The 359-nt window shown below is 65.2% G+C and carries 1 other RNA gene; it reads right to left on the reverse strand.

Annotated features, from left to right (window positions below):
• Position 1: 1 nt before the first annotated feature.
• Positions 2 to 352, reverse strand: an RNA gene (gene rnpB, locus ACO0K4_RS19565) — RNase P RNA component class A.
• Between the last annotated feature and the right edge of the window lie 7 nt (positions 353 to 359).

A 359-nucleotide genomic window follows, 5' to 3' on the forward strand; every position in this document is an offset into this window, starting at 1 on the left:
TGGAGGGAACCGGCCTGTAAGCCGGGTTCTGTCGAGGACGGTCATTCCTCTGCGACGTCTGTCGCCAGACGCCTGTAGCGACCTACCCGGGAGCCGTGCGGACCACACGTAAACGCTCCCCTATTTGGTCTTGCTCCGGGCGGGGTTTGCCCTGCCGCGCCTGTTGCCAGCCGCGCGGTGCGCTCTTACCGCACCTTTTCACCCTTGCCGGTTCTCGCGAACGTAGGCGGTGTATTTTCTGTGGCACTTTCCGTAGGCTCGCGCCCCCCAGGCGTTACCTGGCGCCCTGTCCTGTGGAGCCCGGACTTTCCTCCATACCGCATGGCGATACAGCGACCGTCCAGCCGGTTCCCCCCCAC

The sequence above is a fragment of the Undibacterium sp. RuTC16W genome (genome assembly GCF_049339445.1).
In the GTDB taxonomy this organism is placed as follows: Bacteria; Pseudomonadota; Gammaproteobacteria; order Burkholderiales; family Burkholderiaceae_D; genus Undibacterium.